The following is a 23,882-nucleotide window of genomic DNA, read 5'->3' as shown; positions in this document are numbered from 1 at the left end:
TTTAGCAGGTGCAGCAAGTGCCTTATCTTGCAAAGCAAAGCCGGATTCCGGCGCATTCGCCCTTGGCAAAGGCCGCCTGCCTCATTACTGCAAAGTCTGAGAAGCAAGCGTGAATATCGAGGCGAAAAGATGGAACTTCAAGAGCGCCTGAACGAAGTTCGTTCCCATATAGCAGCAGCGGAGCGTCAGGCCGGCCGAGCGGCCGGCTCCGTGCAGCTCGTTGCCGTTTCCAAGACCTTCGACGCCTATCAGATCCGCCCGGCGATTTCGGCCGGCCAGCGGGTGTTCGGCGAGAACCGCGTGCAGGAGAGCCAGGGCAAATGGCCGGAGCTGAAGGCGGAGACACCTGATATCGAGCTGCACCTGATCGGGCCGCTGCAATCGAACAAGGCGGCCGACGCGGTGGCGCTGTTCGACGTCATCGAAACGATCGATCGGGAAAAGATCGCGCATGCCATCGCCGATGAAATGAAACGGCAGGGCAAGACCGTCAGGCTCTATGTGCAGGTCAATACCGGTCTGGAGCCGCAAAAGGCCGGGATTGCGCCTGACGACACCGCCGCCTTCGTCGATTTTTGCCGCAGCGAGCTTGAGCTTTCGATCGAGGGCCTGATGTGCATTCCGCCGGCGGAGGAAAATCCAGGGCCGCATTTTGCCCTGCTGGCAAAGCTTGCCAAGCAGGCGGGCGTCGAGAAGCTCTCCATGGGCATGTCGAGCGACTACGAAACCGCCGTCGCCTTCGGCGCGACAAGCGTTCGCGTCGGGTCTGCTATCTTCGGGGCGCGGTAGATTCGGTCGAAAATAGAAGGCCACGCTACCCGCCCTCGCGGTTCGAGGCTACGGCCTCACGGCCTGCGCACCTGACCATGAGGGCTAACCTTTTGCGCACGTCGTTACACAGAATTGGGTTCCATCAAGAGCGGTGTTTACTCCATCCTCACCCTGAGGTGCGGATGGCCTTGAGCCGAAGCCTCGAAGGGCGAGGATGCCCGTGTCTCCCGACAAAAAAGCCCCGGTTTTTCACCGGGGCTTCGCAAATCTTCGATAAGATCGGATCTCAGAACTGATCGTCGTCTTCGTCGTCGCGCGTGGTCGACTTCAGCGACTTGAGCTTGGCGAAAACGGCGTCTGCGTCGATTTCCTTTTCCTTGGGTTCGTCGCGCTCATAGCTGAAGCCGAGCTTCTCGGTTTCCTGAGCGGGCTGCAACGTCGCGCCAAGCTCGGCGGCGGTCGGCAGCGGACGGCCCTTGGCGGCCTTTTCAACTTCCATGTCGAGATCGATCTGGCTGCAGAGGCCGAGCGTTACCGGGTCCATCGGCGCGAGATTGGCCGAGTTCCAGTGCGTACGGTCGCGGATCTGCTCGATCGTCGACTTGGTGGTGCCGACGAGACGCGAAATCTGCGCATCCTTCAGTTCCGGATGGTTGCGCACCAGCCAGAGGATGGCGTTCGGGCGATCCTGGCGCTTGGAGACCGGCGTGTAGCGCGGGCCGCGGCGCTTGGATTCCGGCACACGGACCTTCGGCTCGGAAAGCTTCAGCTTGTGGTTCGGATTGCCTTCCGCACGGGCGATTTCGTCACGCGTCAGCTGACCGGTCGAGATCGGGTCGAGGCCCTTGATGCCCTGCGCTGCTTCCCCATCGGCAATCGCCTTCACTTCGAGCGGATGCAGCCTGCAGAACTGCGCGATCTGGTCGAATGACAAGGCTGTATTGTCGACAAGCCAGATGGCGGTTGCCTTCGGCATGAGCAATTGTTGAGCCATGGATATAGTCCTTCTGTCAGTCCGCGCCGGTGTCGCGGTCCGGGGTGTAACACCACAATGTCCGGGAAATACGGCCCTATATAGCGATAGTGTCGCGGAATTGCAATTCTTTGCGGATGAAATGCACTTTGTCCAATTGCTGTCGTAGTTTGACCTGCTATTGATTGCCCGGAAAGAGCGCTCGCGGTTACAAATCGGAGTGCGAGGATTCGAGGAGGAAACAATGTCGGAAAAGATCCATCCTGTGACGAAGCCGGTCAAGGCGCATGCTTTGATCGACAAGGCGAAATACCAGAAATGGTATGAGCAGAGCGTCCAGGAGCCCGACAAGTTCTGGGGCAAGCACGGCAAGCGCATCGACTGGTTCAAGCCCTATACCAAGGTCAAGAATACGTCCTTTACCGGCAAGGTTTCGATCAAATGGTTCGAAGACGGCGTCACCAACGTCTCCTATAATTGCATCGACCGGCACCTGAAGAAGCATGGCGATCGCGTCGCCTTCATCTGGGAAGGCGACAATCCCTATATCGACAAGAAAGTCACCTATAACGAGCTTTACGAGCAGGTCTGCCGGCTGGCGAACGTCTTGAAGAAGCACGGCGTCAAGAAGGGCGATCGCGTCACCATCTATATGCCGATGATCCCGGAAGCGGCTTACGCCATGCTCGCCTGCGCTCGCATCGGCGCGGTGCATTCCGTCGTTTTCGGCGGTTTTTCGCCCGAGGCGCTCGGCGGCCGCATTGTCGATTGCGAATCGACCTTCGTCATTACCTGCGATGAAGGCGTTCGCGGCGGCAAGTCGATCCCGCTGAAGGAAAACACCGACAAGGCGATCGAGATCGCCGCCAAGCAGAAGGTTGCCGTCAAAAATGTGCTGGTGGTGCGTCGCACCGGCGGCAAGGTCGCCTGGGAAGCCGGCCGCGATCTCTGGTATCATGAGGCGACCGCCAAGGTGAAAGCGGATTGTCCACCGGCGAAGATGAAGGCCGAAGACCCGCTGTTCATTCTCTACACCTCCGGCTCGACAGGCAAGCCGAAGGGCGTGCTGCATACGACGGGCGGTTACCTCGTCTACGCGGCGATGACGCATGAATACACGTTCGACTATCACCCCGGCGATATCTACTGGTGCACGGCCGATGTCGGCTGGGTCACCGGCCATTCCTACATCGTCTATGGGCCGCTCGCCAATGCGGCGACCTCGCTGATGTTCGAAGGCGTGCCAAACTATCCGGACCAGGGCCGCTTCTGGGATGTTATCGACAAACACAAGGTCAATATCTTCTACACCGCGCCGACGGCGATCCGCTCGCTGATGGGTGCCGGCGATCATTTCGTCAAGCGTTCGTCGCGCTCCAGCCTGCGCCTGCTCGGCACGGTCGGCGAACCCATCAATCCCGAAGCCTGGGAATGGTATTACAAGGTGGTCGGCGACAGCCGCAGCCCGATCGTCGATACCTGGTGGCAGACGGAAACCGGCGGCCACATGATTACCCCGCTTCCGGGCGCGACCGATCTGAAGCCCGGTTCGGCTACTCTGCCCTTCTTCGGCGTACAGCCGGAGCTTGTCGACAACGAAGGCAAGGTGCTGGAAGGTGCGGCCGACGGCAATCTCGTCATCGCCGACAGCTGGCCGGGCCAGATGCGCACCGTCTATGGCGACCACGAGCGCTTCATCCAAACCTACTTCTCCACCTACAAGGGCAAGTATTTCACCGGCGACGGCTGCCGCCGCGACGAAGACGGCTATTACTGGATCACCGGCCGCGTCGACGACGTGCTCAACGTCTCAGGCCATCGCCTCGGCACGGCGGAAGTGGAATCGGCGCTGGTGTCGCACAAGCATGTGTCGGAGGCAGCCGTCGTCGGCTATCCGCATTCGATCAAGGGTCAGGGCATCTACTGCTACGTGACGCTGATGGTCGGCCAGGAAGGTTCGGACGCGCTGCGGCAGGAGCTGGTGAAGCATGTCCGCGCCGAAATCGGCCCGATCGCCTCGCCGGACAAGATCCAGTTCACCCCCGGCCTGCCGAAAACCCGCTCCGGCAAGATCATGCGCCGCATCCTGCGCAAGATCGCCGAGGACGATTTCGGCGCGCTCGGCGATACCTCGACGCTTGCCGATCCGGCTGTGGTGGATGATCTGATTGCCAACAGGCAGAACAAGCCGGACGCGGCTTGATCTGAGCCACTGCGCCGAGCCATGCTACCTTAGGCGAGAGCCAGTCTCTCGCCTAAAATCTATTTCTATTTGGCAGCGCTGAAAAAGGTAGTTGCGACCTTAGCAACATGGTCATGCACATGTTCTCGCACCAAGCCTCTGACATCGGCAAAGACGTCTGGCGCTGCTCTCAAGCCCTGCGGTGTGGGTTCCGGCAAAAACGTATAATGACCAACCTCGCCCTCCAGGATTTCAAGGGAGCTGGTTTTGACGTTCTCATGAAGCCATGAACAGCACTCGCTCGCTGGAGCTATCACATCTGCGTCACCACCGATGATGTGAACAGGCGCTGTTATCTGCTTCAGGCTCTCCTTGGCGAAGCCGAGGACAGATCGACCCGGCGCAATCGCCAAAGCGGCTTTCAATCTGTCATCCTTGAAACTGTCTCGTCGCCGGTTCCATGATTTCCGGAAGATCTCGTTTTGAAGAAGCGAGGGAATGTGATCCACCAAATCAGGAAATTCCCTCGGACCTCGTACGGGGCTCTTTTGAGGGTTATCCGGCTCGAATTGAGAGTAGGTGACGCGTGCGCCGGAGAGCAGCATCGCCGTATAGGCACCTGCGGAGAAACCTGCGACTGAGGCCTGGTTTTCGACGACCCCGCCCAAAGCTTCTCTCCATTCGTTGTTATCGAGCAAGGCGGTCAAATCGGCTGTTCGTTCCCAGAGGCAGAGAAAACCCTCGGCTCTATACGGTTCTGAACCGGTATGACCATGATGGTCGATGCCCAGGGCGACAAAGCCGGCTTGCGCCAAGCGATGTCCGAGCCACTCCAATCCGGCGGCAACGCCGCCCGAGCCATGGGACAACAATACTAGGGGTAGAGGATCGGGAGACTTCTTTATCGGCGCCTTGGGCGCGATAGCTCTTTGTTTGAACCAAGACGGCGAGGAGGGCGCAATCTCGAGTGCGTTGTCATCGGCGGGATACCACGCGCACCAGGCCAGCGGGCGCGGGCCTGTACCACTCCAGTTTGTGCGCTTTCTGTCGAAGGACAGACCTTGAGAGAAACCTACGGGCATTATTCTCTCTTCGAATGTTGACTATCCTATACCCGTCTCAAAAATCGATCGCCCGGCCGTTGATTTCCCAGTCGCCGAAGCGGGCGGGGTCGGCGCCGCCGCGGCCGCCGATTTCGGGGGGAAGTTCGGCCTGTGCTTGAGCTTCCTGCGCTCGGCGGCGCTCCTCGGCTTCGGCAAGCGCGCGCTTGGCGGCGGGCGAAAGCGGCTTGCGTGGGATTTCGCCGGCTTCGGTATCGATGTTATTGTCGTTATCGGCTGTCTGCATGATCTGATCGGCCCGGAACCGTTGAATTAAGCGGAGGAATAGCCAAATCATAGTGCGTCCAGCCACAAAGAAAAAGGTTTGGACGATAGATCTGTTGGAGACCCGTCGATGAATCTCATGCGTACCGCCATGCTGCTGGCCTTCATGACCGCTCTGTTCATGGGCGTCGGCTATCTGATCGGCGGTCAGTCCGGCATGTTGATCGCATTTGTCGTCGCCGCCGGCATGAATTTCTTTTCCTACTGGAATTCCGACCGCATGGTGCTCTCAACCTATAATGCGCAGGAAGTCGATGAGCGCAGTGCCCCGGAATTCTACCGGATCGTTCGCGATCTCGCTCGCAATGCCGGCCTGCCGATGCCGAAGGTCTACCTCTATGACAGCCCGCAGCCGAATGCATTCGCCACGGGCCGCAATCCGGAAAACGCCGCCGTTGCCGCCTCCACCGGCCTTCTGCACGCGCTGACGCCAGAGGAAGTGTCAGGCGTGATGGCCCACGAGCTTGCGCACGTGCAGAACCGGGACACGCTGATCATGACGATCACCGCGACGCTTGCCGGCGCCATTTCCATGCTCGGCAATTTCGCCTTCTTCTTCGGCGGCCGTCGCGACAACAACAATCCGCTTGGCATGATCGGCGTTCTCGCGGCGATGATCGTCGCGCCTCTGGCAGCGATGCTGGTGCAGATGGCGATCAGCCGCACGCGCGAATATTCCGCCGATCGTCGCGGCGCCGAGATCTGCGGTAATCCGTTGTGGCTTGCCTCGGCGCTTGGCAAGATCGCCCGCGGTGCGGCGCATATTCCGAATGAACAGGCCGAGGGTCATCCGGCGACAGCGCATATGTTCATCATCAATCCGCTGTCCGGCGAGCGCATGGACAATCTGTTTTCCACCCATCCGAACACGGAAAACCGGATTGCCGCGCTGCACGACATGGCGAGATATGGCGGTGGCGGTGGCGGTGCCTCGCCGATGACGCCGTCTTCAGGCCCATCTTCGGGCTTTGGCTCGACGGGACCGGTTCTGACTGCTAATCCGGGGCGCAAATCGCGCTCCGTGCCGAATACGGGTCGCGGTGGTTCGCAACCGCCGAAGGGTCCCTGGTCTTGAGTTCTGACAACAAAAACAAACCATTCAACAAAGACGGAAGAAGATCGGGCAAGGGGCCGGCCGAGCCTCGGACGCAGGATTCGGTGCCTTCAAAGCCCGGTTTTGCGGCGCGTGCCGCCGCGACGAAGATCCTGGCTGCCGTCATCGACCGCAAGACGCCGCTCGACGGAATGTTGGATGCGGAAGGCGGCAATCCTGCCTACAAGGCGCTGAACGAAAGCGACCGGGCGCTGGTGCGCGCCATCCTGAACAGCGCGCTGCGGCACCTGCCGCGCATCGAGGCGACGATATCGTCCCTGCTCGATTCACCGCTGCCGGAGGGTGCGCGTGCCCTGCATCACGTGCTGGTCGTTGGAGCCGCACAGATGCTCTATCTCGACGTGCCGGATCATTCCGCCGTCGATCTTGCTGTCGAACAGGCCAATCGCGATCCCCGCAACCGCCGCTTTGCCAAGCTGGTCAATGCCATTCTCCGGCGCATCGGCCGGGAAAAGCAGGAGATTCTCGAGCAGGTGGCAAACGTGCCGGCGATGCCGGCCTGGTTCCTGACGCGCCTGGAGGCCGCCTATGGCGCGGCGGCAGCCCTTGGGATTTCCGACACACAGCTCGAGCCGGTGGCCATCGATCTTACCGTCAAATCCGATCCAGAAGGCTGGGCGAAGCGGTTGAATGGCGTTGTCTTGCCGACCGGCGGTGTGCGGCTTGCCGCCTTCGAAGGGTCCATTCCCTCGCTGGAAGGCTTCGATGCGGGCGAATGGTGGGTTCAGGATGCCGCCGCCAGCATTCCGGCCAAGCTCTTCGGCGCGCTTGCCGGCAAGCGGGTTGTGGACCTCTGCGCGGCGCCCGGCGGCAAGACGGCGCAGCTCATTCTTGCCGGCGCCAAGGTCACGGCGCTCGATCAATCCGCCAATCGCCTGAAGAGGCTGTCCGGCAATCTCGCGCGCCTTGGTTTCGAGGCTGAAGCCGTTGTTGCCGATATGAGCAAATATCAGCCTGATACACTGTTCGATGCGGCGCTGCTTGACGCACCCTGCTCCTCGACGGGAACGACGCGCCGCCATCCGGACGTGCTGTGGACCAAGGGGCCGGAGGATATCGCCAAGCTTGCCGCGCTGCAGGGGCGCCTGCTTCGCCACGCCCTGACGCTGGTCAAGCCGGGCGGCCTGGTGGTGTTTTCCAATTGCTCGCTTGATCCCGAAGAGGGCGAGGATCTGGTTGCGCGCCTGCTTGTTGACACGGAGAATGTCGAGCGCGTTCCGATCGCAGCGGCCGAGTGGCCGGGTCTGGAAGCTGCGATTTCGCCGCTTGGGGCCTTCCGCACCACACCGGATATGCTGCCACTTTCCGATGGCTTTGCTTCCGGTCTCGATGGCTTTTTCGCTGTCGTGCTGCGCCGCACACATTGATGGCGGTTCGGTTCGTCATCCACTAAGCGGTTAAAAAACCGGTAATATGTCCTTTATCGGTATATCCGTAACCTCTTTTTAACCACGGGTAATGAGAGTAAGCAGAAGCAAATATGCAGATCTGCGGCAGGGTTTAGTGAGTTCATACATGCGGGAAGCATGGCGGCGGATGTCGCGCCGCGCGGCGTTGACGCGATTGCGTCTCACCCGCCACACCATGCGTGTGCCGGAACGCCTCATTGTGGCGCCGACCGACCTGCGCAGTGTCGATCCCTTTTTCGTCGAAGAGCTTCTGAACGGTCGCATCCTGCTGGCCGGGCGCGTTCTGGAAACGCAGGGGGTATCGCCCTTCTCGCTGGAGCTGCCGTCGCTGGCCTTTGCCGCGCGGCTGCACAATTTTCGCTGGTTGCGGCATTTGCGGGCGGAAAAGAGCGATCAGGCTTCCGCCATGGCGCGATCGATCCTCACGGATTGGATTGCGGTTCACGGCCGCCGGCTGCATGGTCTTGCTTGGTCGCCCGATATAGCGGCGCAGCGGCTGATCGCGCTTCTGTCGCACTCGCCTGTGCTTTTGCAGGGCACCGATAGCGGCTTCTACCGTCGTTTCATGCGCATGCTCGTCTTTCATGTGCGCTTTCTGCGCCGGATCGTGGCGTCATCGCCCGATGGCGTCACCCGGTTTCGCGTGCGCATCGCGCTTGCCATGGCCTCGGTCGCCATGCCGAGCAGTTCGCTCACCCTGAAACGGGCCGGTCAGGCGCTCGACCGGGAGATCGACCGGCAGATCCTGCAGGATGGCGGCCATATCTCCCGCAATCCGCGCGCGTCGCTGGAACTGCTGCTCGACCTGCTGCCGCTGCGCCAGACTTATGTCAATCTCGGCCATGACGTGCCGGTGCGGCTTATCCCCGGTATCGACCGCATGTATCCGGCGCTGCGCTTCTTCCGCCACCAGGACGGCGATCTCGCTCTCTTCAACGGCGCGACATCGACGCTCGCCAACGAGCTGATGTCGGTGCTGCGTTATGACGAGACCGCGGGGCAGGCCTTCAAGGCGCTGCCGCATACGAAGTATCATCGTTTGGCAGCAGGCCAGGCCGTTGTCATCGTCGATGCCGGTGCTGCCGCTTCGACCGATCTTAGCCGCACAGCCCATGCCGGCTGCCTTTCCTTTGAGATGTCCTCAGGCAAGACGCGCTTCATCATCAATTCCGGAGCGCCGGAATTTGCCGGCGATCGCTTCATGCAGGCTGCGCGCGCAACGGCGGCGCATTCGACCGTGACGCTCAACGACACCTCGTCGTGCCAGTTTTCCAAGTCCAAATCGCTGGGGCCGATCATGGTCGCCGGCGTGAAGAAGGTCATCGTCGAGCGTGCTGAGACCGAGGACGGGCGTGATTATGTCCGCGCCGCGCATGACGGCTATCTCTCCGCCTTCGGCTATGTCCACGAGCGGGAGCTCAGCCTCAATGCCAGTGGGACGATCGTCGCCGGCCGTGACAGGTTCCTCGTGCCGGAGGGCCGGAAGCAGGCGCCAAAGGGCGAAGGCATCGCCTCGGCGCGTTTCCATATTCATCCCTCGATCAGCCTGTTGCAGACCGAAACGGATGCGGCGCTGCTGATCGCACCGGATGGAGAGACCTGGGTCTTCTCGTCGCCGGGCAACGAGGTGCTGGTCGCGGAAGATATCTTCTTTGCCGATCCCTCGGGGATGCGCTCCTCCGATCAGCTCGAGATCGTTTTCAAGATCACCGAAAAGCCGGAAATCCGCTGGTTTTTATCCCATCGGCCATAGGCTAAGCGCGCCAGCTATGCTAACGGGGCGGCATTATCGTCCCGCGCCATCTACGCCGGACGTCTCGTCTCCCTATGTTACATCGGAGAAAGCCCATGGCCGTCGTTTCCAAGAAAATTCCCGCTCCCGACAAGGTGAAGGTGAAAACCGCGCTTCTGTCCGTCTTCGACAAGACCGGCATTGTCGAACTGGCGCGCGCGCTCAGCGAGCAGGGCGTCCGGCTGCTGTCGACCGGCGGCACGCACAAGGCGATCGCCGCGGCCGGTCTTGCCGTGACCGACGTGTCGGAAGTGACGGATTTTCCGGAGATCATGGATGGCCGCGTCAAGACGCTGCATCCGAAGGTGCATGGTGGTCTGCTCGCCATCCGTGACGATGCCGAGCATCAGGCTGCGATGAAGGAGCACGGCATCGAGGGCATCGACCTTGCCGTCATCAACCTCTATCCCTTCGAGGACGTTCGCAAGGCTGGTGGCGACTACCCGACGACCGTGGAGAATATCGACATCGGCGGCCCGGCGATGATCCGTGCTTCGGCCAAGAACCACGCCTATGTGACGACGCTCACCGATCCCTCTGATTATGCTGAGCTGCTGGCGCAGCTTTCCGCCGATGCCGGCCAGACCACCTATGATTTCCGCAAGCGCATGGCCGCCAAGGCCTTTGCCCGCACCGCTGCCTATGACGCGATGATCTCCAATTGGTTTGCCGAAGCCCTCGACATTGCCACGCCGCGCCACCGCGTCATTGGCGGCGTTCTGCGCGAGGAAATGCGCTACGGTGAGAACCCGCATCAGAAGGCGGCTTTCTACGTTACCGGCGAAAACCGCCCCGGCGTTTCCACGGCAACACTCCTCCAGGGCAAGCAGCTCTCCTATAACAACATCAACGACACCGATGCGGCTTATGAACTCGTTGCCGAGTTCTTGCCGGAAAACGGTCCCGCCTGCGCGATCATCAAGCACGCCAATCCCTGCGGCGTTGCCACCGGCCCGAGCCTCGTGGAAGCCTATAAGCGGGCTCTTGCCTGCGATTCCACCTCAGCCTTCGGCGGCATCATCGCGCTGAACAGCCTGCTCGATGCGGAAACGGCCGAAGAGATCGTCAAGCTCTTCACCGAGGTCATCATCGCGCCTGAGGTCAGCGAGGAAGCCAAGGCGATCATCGCCCGCAAGCCGAACCTTCGCCTGCTGTCGGTCGGTGCGCTGCCCGATCCGCGTGTGCCGGGCCTTACTGCCAAGACCGTTTCCGGCGGCCTTTTGGTCCAGAACCGCGACAACGCGTTGGTCGAGGACATGGAGCTGAAGGTCGTCACCAAGCGCGCGCCAACGGCGCAAGAGCTTGAGGACATGAAGTTCGCCTTCCGTGTCGCCAAGCATGTGAAGTCGAATGCTGTCGTCTATGCCAAGGACGGCCAGACGGCCGGCATCGGCGCGGGACAGATGAGCCGCGTCGATTCCGCTCGGATCGCCGCCATCAAGGCCGAGGAAGCCGCCAAGGCGATGGGCCTTGCCGAGCCGCTGACGCGCGGCTCCGCCGTCGCTTCCGAAGCCTTCCTGCCGTTTGCCGATGGCTTGTTGTCGGCGATCGCCGCCGGCGCTACCGCGGTCATCCAGCCCGGCGGCTCCATGCGCGACCAGGAGGTGATCGACGCCGCGAATGAGCATAATGTCGCGATGGTCTTCACCGGCATTCGTCACTTCCGCCACTAAACGGCAGCTGCTCCACCCTCATCCTGAGCCAGTCGAAGGAGGAGGGTGGCCACATGGTCAACCATCCGCCCTCGTGGTTCGAGAGGCCTTGCAGGCCTCCTCGCCATGAGGGCTAATCGTCTGCGCCATGGGGCATGATCATCTCATGGTATATCCCTGCTCCATTGAAGAGATATCCCTACTTCGCCTTATCGGCTGGATAGGGCGTCGGCAGCAGAAGCAAAAGGCCGCCGGCAAGGAAGATGACCAGCGTCGCCATGCCGAGGCGGGCCGAGCCGCTCCAATAGGTTACCAGCGAGAAGAACAGCGTTGCCATGAAGCTGGTGGCGCGGCCCGAGAGCGCGTAGATGCCGAAATAGCGGCCGGCTTCCGAGAGGCTGACGCTGCGGGCGAGGTAGGAGCGCGAGGAGGCCTGCGCGGGGCCGAAGGCGATGCCGATCAGCAGCCCATAGCCGATATAGGCCTTCTCCGCTGCCGTGCCGAACAGGCTACCAGTGCTAACGGTCGAGAGCGGAATGAGGCCGAAGAGCGTGAAGCCCGGCCCGGTCGAGATGATGCCGAAGGTTGCGGCAAGTAGCAGCGTCAAGCTGATGAGGACCGTGGTCTTCGAGCCCAGCCAACGATCGACATAGCTTGCTGCAAAGCAGCCGAAAATCGCGATGACGTTGAGGATGATGCCGTAGATGCCGATCTCGATCGTCGTCCAGCCAAACATACCGGCAGCAAAGGCGCCGCCGAGAAACAGCAGGCCGTTGACGCCATCCTGATAGACCATGCGCGCGATCAGGAAGAGGCTGATGCCGCGCCGGCGCTTCAGTTCACCGAGCGTGGTTCTGAGCTCCCGCAGCCCCGAGCGAACGGCGGCGCGAAGCGGCAGGCCGCGCGCGGCATCGGGCGTGAAGAAGAACATCGGCAGGATGAAGAGGAAGTACCATACGGCGGAAATCGGCCCAGTGACGCGGGCATCCTCGCCAAGCCTTGCGTCGAGGCCGAAGAGCGGCGTCAGGCCGAAGATGGTCTTGCCGGTCTGCGGGTTGCCGGCGAGCAGCGCAACGACGGTGATCAGGACAATCATGCCACCGAGATAGCCGAGGCCCCAGGCGGCGTTCGACAGCTTGCCGATATCGTCCTTGCCGACCAGCCGCGGCATCATCGAATCGTTGAAGACGATCGAGAATTCAGCCGAGATCGAGGCGAGGATCATGAAGATGAGAGGGTAGATTACCGGCGATCCCGGTGCGGCGCCCCAGAGACACAAGAGGCTGGTGATCTTGATAACGGCGAAGAAGGCGATCCACGGCTTTCGCGCGCCCGATTGATCGGCGATCGAGCCAAGCACCGGCGATAGCAGGGCAATGATCACAGAAGAGATCGTTCCCATATTGGCCCAGCTTATCTGCGCCGAGGCGGGATCGGACGTCAATCGCGCGACGAAATAGGGGCCGAAGATGAAGGTGGTGACGACGGTGAAGAACGGCTGTGCCGCCCAGTCGAAGAACATCCAACCCCAAATGCCCCGCGCCGGCACCTTTGCCGGCACGTCGTCACCAATTCCGGTCGTTGTCAAATCCAGCCCCTCAATCCCTCACCCGTTTGCCGGGTCGGGCGGACTGTGTCACCTTGCCCGGCCGTTCGCAAGATCGCTGAGCAGGCCCGCGGCGACGGTGATGCGGGCGAGATTGGGATCGCCGCTTTCGCTGAGGCCGCCGAGTTCTTCGGCGATGCGATTGATGCGGATACGGTCTTCCGCGTGCCATGCCTGAACCGGCTGCTTGTCCTTCGGATGGTTGGACAGAGCGGAGATGACGATGTCGCGGCGGGCGCCGGCGATCTGGTCGAGGCTGCGCGCGAGCGCCAGGCTTTCATAGTGATCGCCGGTGACGATCCGGCTGCCGGCAAGCAACAGCCGGCCGACGCGGAAGGTCTGCGACACCGTGAAGTAGCTTTCGGCCGCGCGGTTCAGCGTATCGCCGGTACGCTCGGCGATCTGCATGATCTCGGGCACGAGAACGAGCGCGTAGATCGTGGCGATTTCGGAAGTCAGCTTTTCCGGCAGGCCGGCCGCTTGATATTCCGCCTCGCGGGCCGCGATCTCGGCTGCGAAATCCGCCGGGATGTGGCTGAGGAAGACGGGGCGCAGCTTCTTCAATGCCGCTTGAAGCCGGCTAACCGTCTCTTCTATATCGCCCTTGGCGGCGCCCGTCTTCAGCAGCAGGCGCGTCAGCACGGTATAGACCTCGGTGATCTCGCCATAGACGCGGTTCTGCATCTGGCCACCGACCTTGCCATCAAGTGCGTCCGTCTCGTTCCAGAGCCGGTCGAGATCGAAACCGTCGCGGGCGATGACGGCCGCCTTGACGACTTCGGCAGCTGATGCCGCCGTCGCGTCCATCATGCTGACGGCAAAGCCCGGGCCGCCCCGGTTGATCGCTTCGTTGGCAAGCGCCGTGCCGATGATTTCGCGGCGCAGGCGATGACTTTCGATATCGGTGGCGTTCGAGCGCTGCATCTTGGCCGGGAAATAGCGGCTGAGCGTTGCGGCGAAATAGGGATCATCAGGCAGGTCGCTGGCGACCAGTGCGTCGAAGAGGACGATCTTGGCGTAGGAGAGCAGTACGCCGATTTCGGGGCGCGTCAGCGGCCGTCCGTTGGCATAGCGCTCGGCGAAGGTCTGGTCGTCGGGCAGCGTCTCGACCTTGCGGTTGAGCTGCTTTGCCGCTTCCAGCACGTTCATGAAGCGGCTGAGTTCCAGGCCGTTGCCGGTGCCCTTGCGCTCCGTCAGCGAAATCGCCAGGGATTGCAGGTAGTTGTTGCGCAACACCAGGGTCCCGACTTCGTCGGTCATCGATGCCAGCAGGATATCGCGTTTGGCACGCGTCAGGCGATCGTCGTGCATGGCATTGGCAAGCGCGATCTTGATGTTGACCTCGACGTCCGAGGTGTTGACGCCGGCGGAATTGTCGATGGCGTCGGAGTTGCAGCGCCCGCCCTTGAGGCCATAGGCGATGCGGCCCTTCTGCGTGACGCCGAGATTGGCGCCCTCGCCGATCACCTTGGCGCGCACTTCCTCGGCCGTGATGCGGATTGGATCGTTGGCGCGGTCGCCGACTTCCGAGTCCGTTTCGACCGGCGCCTTGACGTAGGTGCCGATGCCGCCGAACCAGAGCAGATCAACGGGAGCCTTGAGGATCGCCGTCATGATCTCGAAGGGCGTAGCGACCGATTTGTCGATGCCGATGGCGGCGACCGCTTCCGGCGTCAAGGTTACTGATTTTGCCGAGCGCGAAATGATCATCGCGCCCTTCGAGAGGACGGATTTGTCAAAATCCTGCCAGCTCGATCGCGTGAGATTGAAGAGGCGCTGGCGCTCGGCCAACGTCTTTTCCATATCCGGATCGGGATCGATGACGATGTCGCGATGGTCGAAGGCGGCGAGCAGGCGGATCTTCGGTGACAGCAGCATGCCGTTGCCGAAGACGTCGCCGGACATGTCGCCGACGCCGACGACGTTGAAGGGCGTCGTCTGGATGTCGATGTCCATCTCGCGGAAGTGCCGTTTGACGGTTTCCCAGGCGCCGCGGGCGGTGATGCCCATCTTCTTGTGGTCGTAGCCGGCCGAGCCGCCCGAGGCGAAGGCGTCATCCAGCCAGAAGCCGGCTTCCTGCGCCAGTGCATTGGCGGTGTCGGAGAAGGTGGCGGTGCCCTTGTCGGCGGCGACGACGAAATAGGGATCGTCACCATCGAGCCGCACGGTATCGGCGGGAGGGATGATATCGGCGCCGGAGATATTGTCGGTGATCGACAGCAGCGTGCGGATATAGGTCTTGTAGGCTTCGCGGCCGGCATTGAAGATCTCGTCGCGGCTGCCCCCGACCGGAAGCTTCTTCGGATAGAAGCCGCCCTTGGCGCCCACGGGCACGATGACGGCGTTCTTGACCTGTTGCGCCTTGACGAGGCCGAGCACTTCGGTGCGATAGTCCTCGGCACGATCCGACCAGCGCAGACCGCCGCGCGCCACCTTGCCGAAACGCAGATGCACGCCTTCCACCTCAACGCCGTAGACGAAGATTTCGCGGAAGGGCCGCGGCTCGGGCAGGCCGTCCAGCAGCTTCGGATCGAGCTTGAAGGCGAGCATGGCCTTCGGGCTACCGTCCGCATTTTTCTGGAAGTAGTTTGTGCGCAGCGTCGCATCGATGGCATTGACGTAGCGGCGCAGGATACGGTCGTCGTCGAGGCTCGGCACGTCGGCAAGCTCGGTTTCGATGGCTTCATGCAGCTCGGACAGCTTCTTCGTGCGGTTCTTGTCGCTGAGCTTTGGATCGAGCGTGTCGTGGAAGAGGCGGAAGAGCGAAGCCGAGATACGCGGATATTTATCCAGCGTCGCGGAGATGTAATCCTGCGAATAGGCAATGCCGGCCTGGCGTAGATAGCGGGAATAGGCGCGCAAGACGTTCGTTTCGCGAGCGGAGAGATCGGCGGAGACGATCAGCCGGTTGAAGGCGTCGTTGTCGATCGTGCCGCCAAAGGCGGCGAGGAAGGCTTCCTCCAGCGCCGCGCCATGACGAGCGAGATCGATCGTCAGGCCGCTGCGGGCCTCAAGCTCCATGTCGTGAAGCACCACATGGCCGGTCGAGCCGTCCTTGGCCGTGACGTAGATATCGAAGGTGCGCTCGCTGATGACGTTGAAGCCGAGATTTTCCAAGAGCGGTACGCGGCGCGACAGCGCCAGATTGCCCTGTCCATGGAAGATCTTCAGCGAAAGAATGTCGCCGGCCTCGTCCTTGCGGACATAGAAGCCGATGCGGATCGGCTCGGCGCCGGAAGTCGCGACGATATCAGGCAGATCGGCAAAGGCGTCTTCCGGCGAGAAGGCTTCCTGAAAGGCCTGGCTGACGGAGATGCCGGGCGCCTTCGGGCCGGCCAGCATGACGAAGCGCTCGTCCCAGCGGGCTGTTATGGCGCGGATTGCTTCTTCAAGTTTGGCTTGCGGAATGTGCGGCGTCTTGCCGGCGCTGCGGCCGATGATGAAATGCACGCGCGCCACGCTGGCTTCAGGGAAGGCCGGATAATAAGCGGAGACGCGGCCGTCGTAGACGGTCTTCAGATGGTTGCCGATCTTCTCGCGGACGACGGAATCATATTCCTCGCGCGGGACATACACGATCACAGAGACGAAACGGTCGAAATGGTCGATGCGCGGCAATGCGCGCACGCGCGGCCGGTCTGTCAGGTCGTTGATCTGCTCGGCAAAGCTTGCGAGCAGTGTCGTATCGATCTGGAAGAGGTCGTCGCGGGGATAGGATTCCAGCGTGTTCTCGAGCATGCGGCCGGAGTGGCTCGTCGGGTCGAAGCCGAAGTGATCCTTGACCTTCTGCACCTTCGAGCGCAGCAGCGGCACTTCGGCCGCGGCGCTGGTATAGGCGGTGGAGGTGAAGAGGCCGACGATGCGCAGCTCGCCCGTCACGTTGCCATCGGCGTCGAAGCGCTTGACGCCGACATAATCCATATAGGCGCGGCGATGGACGACCGATTTGACGTTGGCCTTGGTGACGATCAGGAAATCCGGGCCGTCGAGGAAGGCGAGGATTTCCGGCGTCGTGGTGACGGCGTCTTTGCCTTGTCTGAGAACGCGGACATCCGGATTGGAGAGAATGCCGAGACCGGTGCCGCGATCGCGCTCGACCTTGGCGTCTGTGCCCTTGCCGGAATAGACATATTCGCGCATGCCGAGGAAGGTGAAATTGCCGTCTCTTAGCCAGGCAAGGAAGGCCAGTGCCTCGTCGCGATCGTTCTTGCGGCGGCCGGCCGCCTCATAGGTGGAAAGCTCGGAAATGACCGTGTCGAGACGCGCCAGCATCGGCTTCCAGTCGGAAACAGTGAGATGCGTCTGGTCGAGCACGGTCTGGACACGCTTGGTCAGATCCGTGGCCTGCGCCGTCGTCAAGGGCGAGAGATGCAATTGGATATGGCTGACGCGATGAGCGGGGTCGCTCGGCTGATCGGCGGAGTAAAGGCTTGGCTGCTTGCCCTTCTCGATGACCAGGATCGGATGTACCGCCATATAGAGGTCGCGGTAGCTGCTGGTGACTTCGCCCATGATCGATTCGTAGAGGAAGGGCATGTTGTGGTCGGTGATCGATAGGATCGACACCGCAACGCCATCGGGCTCGATCTTGGCGACCTGCGCGATGCTGACGCGCGGAGAGATGCCGCTCCAGCCCGCCAGCTCCTGGGCCGCGTGCGTCGCGGCAAGGGCCAGCATTTCCGGGCTGTAAAGTTCCATGTCGTCGTTGCTTGCCCGGCCGAACAGGATTTCGGGATCGAGATGAGCCTCGCCCGCCGCCGCCGCTATCTTGCGTGCCGCTTCGATCTGTTTTTCCCGTTTCGGATTGGTCTTGGGCGCCATGGAATTCCTCCCGATTTTCGAATTTTGACGACAGTAGCAGAAGGTCTAGCGAAAAAACTGGCAAAAAGAATGCGAATTTGGTTGCTTTCGGACTGATTTTGGCCGGTTTTTTTAAAAATCTTGCCGGAATGAGCGATCTTGGTGAAAAGCAGATATCATCGGTGTGAAATCGGCGGGAATCAGCTCGTCAACAGAGGGTTTCATGACTCTGTGAAGTGCGGTTGACAGAGTGCCGCGAAAGGGATCATCAACGGCGCCATTGCAGTTTGAAGCCCTGAACTTGAAAGCAAGCATCATGTCGCAAGTGTCGGCCGGCGCCGTTATCGTCATCTCCAGCCATGTCGTCAGAGGGTCCGTCGGCAATCGCGCCGCCGTCTTCGCGCTGGAGACGCTCGGCCATCCCGTCTGGGCGCTGCCGACCGTGGTTCTGCCATGGCATCCCGGCCACGGCCGCTCGACGCGGCTCGCCTTCAACGAGACGGATTTCGATCGTGCCATCGATGATCTCATCGCCGCGCCCTGGCTTTCCGAGGTGAAGGCGGTGCTGTCGGGATATTTCGGCAATGCGGCACAGGCGCATTCCGTCGCCCGGCTGGTGATGGCGCTGCGGGAGAAGAATCCCGATCTGTTTTATGCCTGCGATCCTGTCATCGGCGATGCCGGCGGGCTCTACGTGCCCGAGGCGACGGCGGAAGCGATCCGCGATCACCTCATTCCGCTGGCATCGCTCGCAACGCCGAACCGCTACGAGCTTGCCTGGCTTGCCGGTGCGCCGCTCGAGGACAACGGCGCTATCATGGAAGCGGCATTGGCCCTGGGGCCGTCTCGGATGCTGGTGACGTCGGCGGTGCCGATGATGGCTGGCGGCATCGGAAACCTTTATCTCAGCGGCCGCAGCGCCTTGCTGGCCGAGCACCGCAGCATCGAGCATGCCCCGAACGGGCTCGGCGACCTGCTCTCCGCCTTGTTCCTGTCCCGCCTGCTGTCCGGCCTCGACGAGGAACGGGCTCTGCAGCTGACGACGGCCAGCGTTTATGAGGTGCTCGCCCGCGCCGTCAAGCGCGGCAGCGACGAGCTGACGCTGGCGGCCGATGCGGCGAGCCTGTCGACGCCGATGGCGATGGTGCAGCTGAGGCACCTCGTTCACCCGGCGCAGCGGAAGAAAAAATAACGGCCGGAAGCGGCGGGAGCTTTTTGCAGCGCAGCAGTTGCCATCGATCACAGCGCGCTGTAATCCAATATCATGCAAAGCTTTCCCGACACCCTTCTGAATGGCTATCGCAATTTCATGAGCGGGCGTTACGTCGATGAGCGCGAACGCTATCGCACTCTCGCCGAGCTCGGCCAGAGCCCATCGACGCTCGTGATTGCCTGTAGTGACTCCCGCTCGGCACCGGAGATTATCTTCGATGCAGGCCCGGGAGAACTCTTCGTCATCCGCAACGTCGCCAACATGGTGCCGCCCTACGAGCCTGACGGCAATTTCCATGCGACCTCGGCGGCGCTCGAATTCGCCGTCCTGTCGCTCAAAGTGTCCGATATCGTTGTCATGGGTCACGGCCGTTGCGGCGGTATCCGCGCAGCACTCGATCCGAATGCCGAACCGCTGTCGCCGGGCGACTTCATCGGCCGATGGATGGCGCTGCTGAAGCCTGCCGCCGAGCAGATCCAGAGCAACGACATCATGACCCAGACCGAACGTCAGACGGCACTGGAGCGCATTTCGATCCGCAATTCGCTGGACAATTTGCGCAGCTTTCCCGAGATCAAGGCACGGGAAGAAGAGGGCAAGCTGCATCTTCACGGTGCATGGTTCGATATTTCGACCGGCGAGCTATGGGTCATGGACCCGGCGACGCGCGATTTTATCCGTCCTGATGTCTAAGAACCGAAGACAGATCAAACGAAAAGGCGCTGCAGACCAACCGGTCGCAGCGCCTTTTTTGATTCATGAGATCAGGCTACCTGCCGTCGATCTGCTGGCCGATATAGGCGATCGCCTGCTGATAGACCTTTGCATCGTTCCAGCCGGCGATGGCGGCGAAATTCGGCTCGCCTGGCTGATAGCCGGCGCCGGGCTGCCAGCCGTGGCCGCGCAGGAAGTTTGCGGTCGAGGCCAGCGCATCCGCGCGCGATCCCACAAGATCGACCCTGCCGTTTCCATCTTCATCGACGCCGTAGAGGACGACATTCTTGGGCATAAACTGCGTCTGGCCGATTTCGCCATGGGCAGCGCCGCGGGCCGACGGGCTGAGATAGCCTTCGCCGACGAGCTTCAGGGCGGCGTAGAGCTGCTCGGTGAAGAATGCCGAACGACGGCAGTCATAGGCAAGCGTTGAAACGGCCGAGAGCGTGTGCTGATCGCCCATATAGCTGCCGAAGCCGGTTTCCATGCCCCAGATGGCGATGATCGGGCCTGGGGGGACGCCGAACCGCTTCTCGATCTTGGCAAACAGCGCCGCATTGGCCTGTTTCATGCTTTTACCGCGATTGATGATTGTCTGACCGCCGCGCTTCTTCATGAATTCCTCGAAGGAAAGCTTGAAGCTCTTCTGGCCGCGATCGGCACGAATGGTCGGCTGGTTGTAATGAACGTCGGCGAAGGCCCTGTCGAGGGTGGAGGGGCTGACGCCCTGTCCCTGCGCTTCCCGCTTGAATTCCTGCACCCAGTTTTCGAAGCCGGCGGAAGTGTTGCCGCAAGAGGCGGCATTTGCCGCAATCGGCATTCCCAGCAGCAACCCGCCCGCCACGAGAGCCGCCATTCCAGACTTTGTGAAGCGCATTCAGTGTCCCCGAATTCTTACCGCGATGCGAACGCGGTAACCGTTTTTAATGGCGCAAACCCTTCCAATCCAGGGCATCGCGCGCGTTTAGTCGCCACCGGACCATGCCAGCATCCGACCGTCATGTCATTATCACATTTTAGCGACGGATGTTTTTCGTTTCATGTGAAACACCGCCGGTAAAATCATTCACAAAGGCCCCGCCTTTCATCCGAAATGGCGAGGCCTTTATTCGATCCTGCTTAGCTAACGAGGATTGATAAACCGTAAATTGGTTTACAGATCCTTATGCAGCCTGCTTGCGCGGCTTGATGAGACCGCGATTGACGAGCAGTTCGGCGATCTGGATGGCGTTGAGTGCGGCGCCCTTGCGCAGGTTGTCGGAAACGACCCAGATGTTGAGGCCGTTCTCGACGGTGGCGTCTTCACGGATACGCGAAATATAGGTCGCATCTTCGCCGGCGGATTCATAAGGCGTGATGTAGCCGCCGTTTTCATGCTTGTCGATGACGAGGCAACCCGGCGCTTCGCGCAGGATATCGCGGGCCTGATCGGCGGTGATTTCGTTTTCGAACTCGATGTTGACCGATTCCGAATGGCCGATGAAAACAGGCACGCGAACGGCCGTGCAGGTCACCTTGATCTTCGGGTCGAGCATCTTCTTGGTTTCGGCCAGCACCTTCCACTCTTCCTTGGTGTAGCCGTCTTCCATGAAGACGTCGATGTGCGGAATGACGTTGAAGGCGATGCGCTTGGTGAACTTCTTGTTCTCGATCGGGTCGGCGACGAAGACGGCGCGGGTCTGGTTGAACAACTCGTCCATGCCGTCCTTGCCGGCGCCGGAAACCGACTGGTAGGTCGAGACGACGACGCGCTTGATCTTGGCGAAATCATGCAGCGGCTTCAGCGCGACGACGAGCTGGGCCGTCGAGCAATTCGGGTTGGCGATGATGTTGCGCTTGGTGAACTGCGTGACGGCGTCCGGGTTGACTTCCGGAACGATCAGCGGCACGTCGGCGTCGTAGCGCCATGCGGAGGAGTTGTCGATGACGACGCAGCCCTGGGCACCGATCTTCGGCGAGACCCTCTTCGAGACTTCGCCGCCGGCCGACATCAGGCAGATGTCGGTGTCGGAGAAATCGTAGTTCTCCAGGTTGGAAACCTTCAGCGTCCGGTCGCCGAAGGAAACCTCGGTTCCCTGCGAGCGGGCGGATGCGAGCGCCACGACCTCATCGGCCGGAAAGCCGCGTTCGGACAGGATGTTGAGCATTTCGCGTCCGACATTCCCGGTCGCGCCCGCAACTGCAACTTTGAAACCCATTTCTCAAGCTCTCTTTCTCTTCTCTCCTCTTTGGCGAGGGGGGAACCGCGGTCATGACGACCGGTTCCTGTCCCCGACCGAGCCGGGGAGAGAGCGGCAGGCCAGAGACGTCAGACGGTTTTCGTCGTCGTTTTGGCCTTGGTTTTGGAAGAAACCGGAAAATGAACATCCAGCCCGGCATAGTCCGCCAGGTGACTGAAGCTATCGATCTGTTCGAAGCGAACCATGGAAGTCTTCCTTTTCCGTCGCCGGTTCTAAGATGTTTTCCACAGGAGTCAAGGATTTCCTCGCTCGCATCGCTGAGGGAGCGAGGAAATCGAGGTCTCGAAACCGGCCTTCAACCTATCGTGTTCGAAGGCGGTTGTTTCGGATGTCAGCGGTTGGACTTGCGCGTGATCTCAAACAGGAACCAGGTGCGGCGTTCGGTTTCGTCCAGCCAGTTTTCAAGAAGGCTGGCGCTGGCGACATCGCCATATTCGTCGCAGACGGCGTGAACGGCGCGCATTTCGGCCGAAAGCTTGAGGTTGTCGTCCGCCAGCTCGGCCAGCATGTCCTGCGGATCGACATATTCGGCGTCATTGTCCGGGATGCGCTGCAGTTTGGCGATCTGGCCGATCGAGTGGAGGGTCGTGCCGCCGATCTTCCGGCAACGCTCGGCCATCGGGTCGGTCATCGCGAAAATCTGATCGCCCTGGTCGTCGAGAAGCAGGTGATAATCGCGGAAATGCGGTCCGCTCATGTGCCAGTGAAAATTCTTGGTCTTCAGGTAGAGGGCAAAGACATCCGCCAGCAGCGCGGTCAGAGCTGCGGAAATATCACGGGTTGCGTCTTCGCTGAGATTGGTGCGCGTACCCAATTTCGACTTGGTATTGGCGGTATTCATAAAGGCGTCCTCCGTTTTTTGTTCACGACAGCCATCGCCGACGGATCTTAAGGGAGTTCGATGACATCAGCTGCGGCGTGGGATCGCATTGAAGACTGGATCTGTTTTTGAAATTTCGCGGTCGAAAGGTCGCTTCGCGGCACAGTCGGCTGCGCGGTCATGCGGAAAACCCGAACAGCTCTACTAAATAGGAAAATGCGGTGGTTTGGCAATCGTCTGCTAACGTATCGACGCGGCGCGCGATTATGCCGCGCCGGAGGACACCGCCCTCGTGTCGGAGGGCGATGTTACCGATGATGAGTTACTTCAGGCCGCCGCCGGTATAGATCGTTTCCCCGGTCAACCAAGCGGCATCCTGCGAGGCAAGGAAGACAGCGACGGGGGCGATATCGGTCGGCTGGCCGAGGCGGCCAAGAGGCGTCTGTGAGACAAGATGCTTTTCAAAATCGCTGCCGATGACGCCCGCGGCAACGACGCCTTCGGTCTCGACGCCGCCCGGCGCCAGGTTGTTGACGCGGATATTGCGGGGACCGAGTTCCTTGGCGAGGATCTTGGTGATGGAATCCACGGCGGCCTTGGTTGCGGTGTAAACCGAAGCGGTTGGCAGGTTCATGCTGACGGCGTTGGAGCCGATATTGATGATGTTGCCGCCTTCCGGGCCGAAATGCTTGACGGCTTCCCGCGAGGTCAGCAGTGTGCCCAGCACGTTGATATTGAATTCACGATGGAATTCCTCCTCGGTAAACTCCTCGATCGGCGCGAACTGGTAGACGCCGGCATTGTTGACGAGGATATCGACGCGGCCGAAGGCTTGCTTGGTTTCGGCGAAGAGCCGCTTGACGTCCTCGGATTTGGAAACGTCGCCGTGGACGGCGAGAGCCTTGCCGCCCTTGGCGACGATGTCCGCAACGACCTTATCGGCACCTTCACGGCTCGAGGCATAATTGACAATAACGGCAGCGCCCGCCTCGCCCATTGCCTTGGCGATACCCGCGCCGATGCCCTTGGATGCTCCGGTCACGATTGCGACCTTGCCTGTCAGTTTGCTCATGTCATCTTCCTTTGGAAATTATTAGACAGTTTTACAATCATCAAACCATTTGGCGCATGCGACCCGAAAACCGATCCGCATCGTCACTTTGATATTTAGATAATCATCTAATTGATGCAAGAGCTACAGCAAGAAATGC

At 60.9% G+C, this 23,882-nt stretch carries 17 protein-coding genes; 8 read left to right on the top strand and 9 right to left on the bottom strand.

What is annotated here, in order from left to right; all coding sequences use genetic code 11:
• Positions 1–129 precede the first annotated feature (129 nt).
• Positions 130–789, top strand: a complete 660-nt coding sequence (locus tag ACIQWP_RS25845; protein ID WP_402793683.1) for a YggS family pyridoxal phosphate-dependent enzyme — start codon at positions 130–132, stop codon at positions 787–789.
• A gap of 268 nt (positions 790–1,057) precedes the next feature.
• Here the strand turns inward: ACIQWP_RS25845 and ACIQWP_RS25840 are convergent, their stop codons facing one another.
• Complete coding sequence (locus tag ACIQWP_RS25840; protein ID WP_402793681.1) at positions 1,058–1,765, bottom strand: DUF1013 domain-containing protein; 708 nt, start codon at positions 1,763–1,765, stop codon at positions 1,058–1,060.
• Positions 1,766–1,988: 223 nt separating this feature from the next.
• Between ACIQWP_RS25840 and acs the strand changes: the two genes are divergently transcribed.
• Complete coding sequence (gene acs, locus ACIQWP_RS25835; RefSeq protein ID WP_402793679.1) at positions 1,989–3,947, top strand: acetate--CoA ligase; 1,959 nt, start codon at positions 1,989–1,991, stop codon at positions 3,945–3,947.
• 65 nt (positions 3,948–4,012) lie between these two features.
• Here acs and ACIQWP_RS25830 read toward each other — a convergent pair whose 3' ends face one another.
• Positions 4,013–5,008 carry an alpha/beta hydrolase family protein gene (locus ACIQWP_RS25830; protein WP_402793677.1) on the bottom strand — a complete coding sequence of 332 codons (996 nt, stop codon included), beginning with the start codon at positions 5,006–5,008 and terminating at the stop codon, positions 4,013–4,015.
• A gap of 37 nt (positions 5,009–5,045) precedes the next feature.
• Positions 5,046–5,273: a DUF1674 domain-containing protein gene (locus ACIQWP_RS25825; RefSeq protein ID WP_402793675.1), complete on the bottom strand. Its 228-nt coding sequence runs from the start codon at positions 5,271–5,273 to the stop codon at positions 5,046–5,048.
• Positions 5,274–5,381: 108 nt separating this feature from the next.
• On the opposite strand from ACIQWP_RS25825, the gene htpX reads away from it, so the two are divergent.
• From htpX to purH, 4 genes are all read left to right on the top strand, one after another.
• Positions 5,382–6,386 carry a zinc metalloprotease HtpX gene (htpX, locus tag ACIQWP_RS25820; RefSeq protein WP_402793673.1) on the top strand — a complete coding sequence of 335 codons (1,005 nt, stop codon included), beginning with the start codon at positions 5,382–5,384 and terminating at the stop codon, positions 6,384–6,386.
• Positions 6,377–7,792 carry an RsmB/NOP family class I SAM-dependent RNA methyltransferase gene (locus tag ACIQWP_RS25815; RefSeq protein ID WP_402793811.1) on the top strand — a complete coding sequence of 472 codons (1,416 nt, stop codon included), beginning with the start codon at positions 6,377–6,379 and terminating at the stop codon, positions 7,790–7,792. Before htpX ends, ACIQWP_RS25815 begins: the two co-directional genes overlap by 10 nt.
• 148 nt (positions 7,793–7,940) lie before the next feature.
• Positions 7,941–9,587: a heparinase II/III family protein gene (locus ACIQWP_RS25810; protein ID WP_402793671.1), complete on the top strand. Its 1,647-nt coding sequence runs from the start codon at positions 7,941–7,943 to the stop codon at positions 9,585–9,587.
• Between the two features lie 95 nt (positions 9,588–9,682).
• A complete protein-coding gene (purH, locus tag ACIQWP_RS25805) occupies positions 9,683–11,299 on the top strand; it encodes a bifunctional phosphoribosylaminoimidazolecarboxamide formyltransferase/IMP cyclohydrolase (RefSeq protein WP_402793669.1) in 1,617 nt (538 codons plus the stop codon).
• 178 nt (positions 11,300–11,477) lie between these two features.
• Here purH and ACIQWP_RS25800 read toward each other — a convergent pair whose 3' ends face one another.
• Entirely contained in the window at positions 11,478–12,866 is a 1,389-nt protein-coding gene (locus tag ACIQWP_RS25800; protein WP_402793667.1) for an MFS transporter, read from the bottom strand.
• 48 nt (positions 12,867–12,914) lie between these two features.
• Positions 12,915–17,705 (bottom strand): NAD-glutamate dehydrogenase, encoded by a 4,791-nt coding sequence (locus ACIQWP_RS25795; RefSeq protein ID WP_402793665.1) that lies wholly within the window; start codon positions 17,703–17,705, stop codon positions 12,915–12,917.
• 295 nt (positions 17,706–18,000) lie between these two features.
• Between ACIQWP_RS25795 and pdxY the strand changes: the two genes are divergently transcribed.
• Positions 18,001–18,876: a pyridoxal kinase PdxY gene (gene pdxY, locus ACIQWP_RS25790; protein ID WP_402793663.1), complete on the top strand. Its 876-nt coding sequence runs from the start codon at positions 18,001–18,003 to the stop codon at positions 18,874–18,876.
• A gap of 72 nt (positions 18,877–18,948) precedes the next feature.
• Positions 18,949–19,590, top strand: coding sequence for a carbonic anhydrase (locus ACIQWP_RS25785; protein ID WP_402793661.1), 642 nt, complete (start codon positions 18,949–18,951; stop codon positions 19,588–19,590).
• Positions 19,591–19,666: 76 nt separating this feature from the next.
• Here ACIQWP_RS25785 and ACIQWP_RS25780 read toward each other — a convergent pair whose 3' ends face one another.
• The 4 genes from ACIQWP_RS25780 to ACIQWP_RS25765 form a co-directional block, all read right to left on the bottom strand.
• A complete protein-coding gene (locus ACIQWP_RS25780) occupies positions 19,667–20,488 on the bottom strand; it encodes a lytic transglycosylase domain-containing protein (protein WP_402793659.1) in 822 nt (273 codons plus the stop codon).
• Positions 20,489–20,774: 286 nt separating this feature from the next.
• The gene (locus ACIQWP_RS25775) at positions 20,775–21,809 is read right to left on the bottom strand and encodes an aspartate-semialdehyde dehydrogenase (protein WP_402793657.1); all 1,035 of its coding nucleotides are present in this window, start codon (positions 21,807–21,809) and stop codon (positions 20,775–20,777) included.
• Between the two features lie 373 nt (positions 21,810–22,182).
• Positions 22,183–22,692 (bottom strand): Dps family protein, encoded by a 510-nt coding sequence (locus ACIQWP_RS25770; protein ID WP_402793656.1) that lies wholly within the window; start codon positions 22,690–22,692, stop codon positions 22,183–22,185.
• 301 nt (positions 22,693–22,993) lie between these two features.
• Positions 22,994–23,743, bottom strand: coding sequence for an SDR family NAD(P)-dependent oxidoreductase (locus tag ACIQWP_RS25765; protein WP_402793655.1), 750 nt, complete (start codon positions 23,741–23,743; stop codon positions 22,994–22,996).
• Positions 23,744–23,882: the final 139 nt, after the last annotated feature.

The sequence above is a fragment of the Rhizobium sp. NPDC090279 genome, assembly GCF_044769665.1.
GTDB lineage: Bacteria > Pseudomonadota > Alphaproteobacteria > Rhizobiales > Rhizobiaceae > Rhizobium.
The sequence above is the reverse complement of the archived record's forward strand: the minus strand, read 5'-3'. Positions and strand labels throughout refer to the sequence as shown.